Annotated in this window: 5 protein-coding genes; 4 read left to right on the top strand and 1 reads right to left on the bottom strand. The window is 51.6% G+C overall.

Features of this window, described 5'->3' with window-relative positions; all coding sequences use genetic code 11:
- The 4 genes from IPJ71_19580 to IPJ71_19565 all read left to right on the top strand — a co-directional run.
- Positions 1-584: phosphotransferase (locus IPJ71_19580; protein MBK7845843.1), on the top strand; the 584-nt coding region annotated here is incomplete at its 5' end.
- 836 nt (positions 585-1420) lie between these two features.
- Positions 1421-1861 (top strand): hypothetical protein, encoded by a 441-nt coding sequence (locus tag IPJ71_19575; GenBank protein MBK7845842.1) that lies wholly within the window; start codon positions 1421-1423, stop codon positions 1859-1861.
- A gap of 32 nt (positions 1862-1893) precedes the next feature.
- Positions 1894-3513, top strand: a complete 1620-nt coding sequence (locus IPJ71_19570) for a hypothetical protein (protein ID MBK7845841.1) — start codon at positions 1894-1896, stop codon at positions 3511-3513.
- 103 nt (positions 3514-3616) lie between these two features.
- Positions 3617-4471, top strand: coding sequence for a hypothetical protein (locus tag IPJ71_19565; protein ID MBK7845840.1), 855 nt, complete (start codon positions 3617-3619; stop codon positions 4469-4471).
- On the opposite strand, the gene IPJ71_19560 is transcribed toward IPJ71_19565, so the two are convergent.
- On the bottom strand, positions 4466-4750 hold the full coding sequence (locus IPJ71_19560; protein MBK7845839.1) for a hypothetical protein: 285 nt from the start codon (positions 4748-4750) through the stop codon (positions 4466-4468). The genes IPJ71_19565 and IPJ71_19560 overlap by 6 nt on opposite strands.
- Between the last annotated feature and the right edge of the window lie 111 nt (positions 4751-4861).

Here is a 4861-nt window from a genome sequence, read left to right as displayed (position 1 = left end):
CTAATTTTCAGATGCATACTCCGCGAACCCCAGTTATTCATAGACGATATTGGACCGCGGAGGGTCTTGTTGGAGAAAAGCCCACCTTTGGCTCAATCGACTCGCTGGCAGGCATTCGCCCGAAGCAACAAGAGACAATCAGTAAAGCCCGGAAGCTCGTACTCAACAAACTGCAGCGGTTTGAGAAAAATTTTCCGGAGAGACAGGGGCTCATTCATGCAGACCTTCATTTCGGAAATATTCTTTCTGTCGACAAGAGCCTCGGCGCGATTGATTTCGACGATTGCGGATATGGCTTTCATTCATATGATCTCGTCATCCCGCTTTTATCTGTCGAAAGGATACTCAGTGAAAGGAAATCCAATAGACTGTCAGAATATAAAGATGCTCTGATTTCAGGATATCAGACAAAGAAAAAATGGGATGCCAATGACGAAAAGATCTTCCCCTACCTCTTCACTGCCAGGCGACTTGCCATGTTGGGCTGGCTCAACTCTCGTTCAGATAATCCACGATTGAAAGCGCATTTGAAAAGTGCCGTTGACGCCGGACTAAGGCATCTAAAGCTCGAACATCATCTGTGATAAGGGCCCCCCCGTAAAAGGGGTTGTAACCTACTTTTGGTTCTCAGCGGTGGTTGATCAACTGAAGGCGATTGACCCGGGGGGGCAGGGGACCTTTGGTTGGGGGGGGCGGGGGGGGAAGGGGGGGGCTCTCTTGGCCGTAATTTTTTGGGACGAAGAAAGCGAGAGAAAAAAAAAGTTGGCGCGATTTTCTGAAAGCCTTGGGGCCTGGTGAATCGAAATAGGGAAATTCTAAACTAGCGTTCACTCGACATCGACAACCGCTTCATCTTAGTACTTCAGCCCCCCAATCATCGACCGATAATTGACAGTACCCGTATATCAAGTCGGGTTTCAAGGAGCAAGACTTTGCGGCATATCATTTCAAGTCGTTTGCTACTCATTGTGGTTATCAGCATGCTTCTGGCTGCGTGTCAGAGACGGCATTCCCAGCAAAGTCGACTCAGTCTCCCGCTTCCTTCGACTTCTCAAAATAAGCCGCTTGTTTCGGAGTCAGAACTCGACAAGTTCAGTCTGGGCATTGAGTGCTCCCACCGATCTTTCTAGGTCAATTGCTGGATGGTCGCCGTCGCCGCACTTGATTTGAACCGAGGCTCTTGCACCAATGACAGTGAATCCACTTTGTTGAGCCCAGGAATTATTGCAGGTCCGTTTCCAGGTGGCTCGATGGTTTCTCTCGATGTTCCGAAAGGACCCCAGCGTACGATCTACTTGATGGGACTAAGAGTCGCTTCCGGGAGAGCTTTGCGTTCCGGGAATACTGAAACAATCGAGGCCTATCTCCTCCAGTAATTGTCGGCCAAGTCTCAACCGATCTTGTCAACGCCGAGGAGACTGTGACAATCAACGCGTCCTTCACGAACGCCCAAGTGGTCAAAGATTGTCCTTGGACGTCCTTTTGGATATGTGTTACCAATCGCCTTCCGAAGGCTAGCATTGCTGTGACCACAGTTCCCACCGGCGAAACGGGAACCGTCGGCCTCGCTGTGACTCTCGATGAGGCTCCATTACAAACTGTCACGATTAATTGGAATTCCGAGAGCGGCACGGCGGGCGCGGGGCAGGATTTTGTCGGATCGACAGGGATAGTTTCCTTTGCTATTGGTGAAACTCTACGATCGATCTCCGTTCCGCTCATTGATGATACTTCTATCGAAGGCACCGAAACCTTTCTCGTGGGATTGACGTCAGCGACAGGGGCTACTCTTGAAGCCGCGAGCGTGAGTGTGTCGATTTCGATGACGACACCGCGTCTCTTTCCGCCCCCACTCTCTTAGCCTTGACGACACCGGCCTCGTCTCCCGGTAACGTGACAGAACCGATTGTGACTGTTCAAGGTGTCGCTGCTGGAGATACGGTGACCCTGTATTCAGATTCTAGCTGCGCGACACAAATCGGTAGTGCGATAAGTATCGGATCAAATGTTGCTATTACAGCAGTTTCCTTTCTCCGGATTCCTATACGTTCTACGCGAAGAGAACCAATGGCGCAGCTCGTCAGTCTGAGCTCCGCGAGCCTTGCCTATTTGCTCGACACGAGACTTCCATCCGTGACGATCTCGAGCGCAACTTCGACATATGTCAACGCGCCTTTTTCAGTTACCTTCACCTTCAGCGAGCCCGTGATGGGCTTTGTTCTTGGTGACATCGGTCTATCGAACGCGACGGCATCTTCCCTCAATACGAGCGACAATATCATCTACACTGCAACGATCACCCCGATAAGCCAAAGCTCGGTTTCAGTTTCACTCGCAGCTTCAGTCGTAAATGATGCGGCCGGAAACGGCAACACGAGCGCTACGACTCTCACTCGCACATTTGATAATCAGGGGCCGACAGTCACAAACGTGACATCCGCCGATGCAAACGTGACTTACAACGCCTCGCAGACCGTCACGATTCAAATTGCATTCAATGAAATCGTGAACCTCATTGGATCCTTGCAGATCACTCTCAATTCTGGCGCGACTGTGATTTATTCGTCAGGCTCTGGATCGACAACATTGAATTTTGTTTACGGTTCACCACCCGGACAGAACTCAGCTGATCTCGATTACACTTCGACCGGTTCTTTGACCATCACTTCCGGCACGCTCCGCGACGAAGCCGGAAATGATGCGACCTTGACGATGCCAATCCCCGGAGCAGGCGGCTCGCTGGGTGCCAACAAAAATATTGTGATTTCAGCGCCACTTTCTCTCTCGGTTTTGGCGGTCTTTCCGACCTACGGTTCGAACTGGAATGATTACGTGAAGTACGACGAACCAAATCTGAAACCTTACGAGCAAACCGATGAGAACTGCTCTGCAAGCGAGACAGGCTACTACGGCGAACCCAACGGATGTGTTCACGGTGGCGAAATGCGCAAGGTCGTTGTAACGGGTTTCGTTTCGTGCACAGGGCTTTCAATTACAGATGCACTCGGTGCATTTGATTGGGTCTGCGATGCCAGCTCGGGAACGGCCACCTTCTACTCCGTCAAGCTCAAACAAGGAAAAGGTCTTCGCGATCTCATTACCAGCGGAGGCACTTGGCAAAATAATTCTGTAACTGTTCTTCAAACCGCCACGACGATCGGAACAAGCAGTTCAACGGCCTGGTGGTCGAACACGGTCACCGCCTTACCGGTCAACGCCGGAGCACTTTCGAACCTCAATACATCCGGAACAATCTATTACGCGAATGCCGACACAACTTCTCTTGGATACAAAATCACGGCCCCTAAGATCGCGGTCGTGACATTAAACAGCTACAAACTGCAGTCCACCGGTGTCGCCACCAATAACTTTAATGCGGATGACTGCTATTCAGGATCTGTCGCGGCCGCACAAATGATTTGCGCTGGATCTGTGAACCACCTGTGGATCGAAACGATGGTCAACGGTACCAGCGGCACTTGGCCTCTCGTCAGTGGCATGAGGCTCAAATGAAATAAATTTAGCCGTGTTCACGGTTCAACGGTCTTTGATCTCAAGAACAATAGCAATAACATGGCCGCCTATGAAATTGAATCTTGCGACATGATCATGGTCGATGAGTCCATCGCCAAAGGCGTTGGCAAGCAAGGCGGAATGCGCCTTTCTGGGAACCAAGAACATCATTCGCCGTTTCGATGTCGCCAGGAACACCGACACCACATCGTCCGCTCAGTCACTGATGGTTTTGACTGGTTCGGCGACATACAATCGCCTTCAAGACATTCGACTCTCCTACCAGCAGGCGGGCACGACAAGCTTCGGTCTGAAAATCCTTGGAAGCAACAATGTGGTCACGGGACTTACAATCACCAATATCAACGCGAATTCAGGTCTTGCAATTCAGGGCGTCTCCAATACGATTGTGGTCGGCGCGACCATTTCCGGAACCGGCGACGCAGGATCCTTCTCGACGGAACAACTGCCAACTCCGGCACGACTTGAGTCACATCACCGCCACCAACAATACTTGGAATGGCATCTATATCACGGGCGGACTTTCCAGCACCTATGCTCACTGATTGTCATGGTCAACCAAGATCAAGCGATTCAGTCTCCTGCTGGAGGTAGCGGAAGTGGAAACGTTTATCACGACATCATCGCGGCCAACAATGCGGGCGGGATCGCGGTCAATCTGTCTGGATCACAGGCCTCCAGTTTCACAGGATTTCTCAACGTGGGACCGAGTGGCCCCACCTGCGGCGGTGGCGGGCTATCAGGTTCCTGCAGTAGCCCATTGACGAGTTCCTTTGCTTCGGCGTTTGGAGGAAAAGTTACGACCAACGATACGATCAATACGACCGACACAGCTGGAACTGCAGCCTTCGCGGCGTCTCTCGATTGGCTCGGCTTTCAAAATCCCTTCAGGGGATGGGGAAAGGAAGACGCGGCAGCTTTCTCGAAATGTTCATAACGGAGCTTGTACGTCGGCGACTTGTCGCATCTGGGATTGGCGCGCCCTGAATGGAGGTCCCATCCACAATGTCAGTGGCAATGGATCGACCACGAACGGCACATTCACTCCCGAAGCGCCTGTCCAGCGGCAGTCGACGGCAACCAAACAATCACAGCGAATGGTAAAACCTATCTTAAGCATGCGATCGAAATTCATGCCGACTTGGCCGGAAATAATGACGGCCTGTGCGAGAGCGGAGAAATCTGTATTTACGCTCCGAATGCGGGATCTTACCAAGGCGAAGGAGCGGTGCTCGGGCCCTGCACTTTACCGGAGGAGCAGTAACGGGCGTACAGATTTACGCATTCCCTACGACCGGCATTTAAACGCTCTATAAATTAGCACTTC

This window comes from Bdellovibrionales bacterium, assembly GCA_016714165.1.
Lineage (GTDB): Bacteria > Bdellovibrionota > Bdellovibrionia > Bdellovibrionales > UBA1609 > JADJVA01.
This window is presented reverse-complemented; position numbering and strand designations above follow the sequence as displayed.

What these genes read in the sequence shown, in the direction of transcription:
- IPJ71_19565 (MBK7845840.1), top strand. Translation starts at nt 3,617, where the DNA reads ATGAGTCCATCGCCAAAGGCGTTGGCAAGCAAGGCGGAATGCGCCTTT.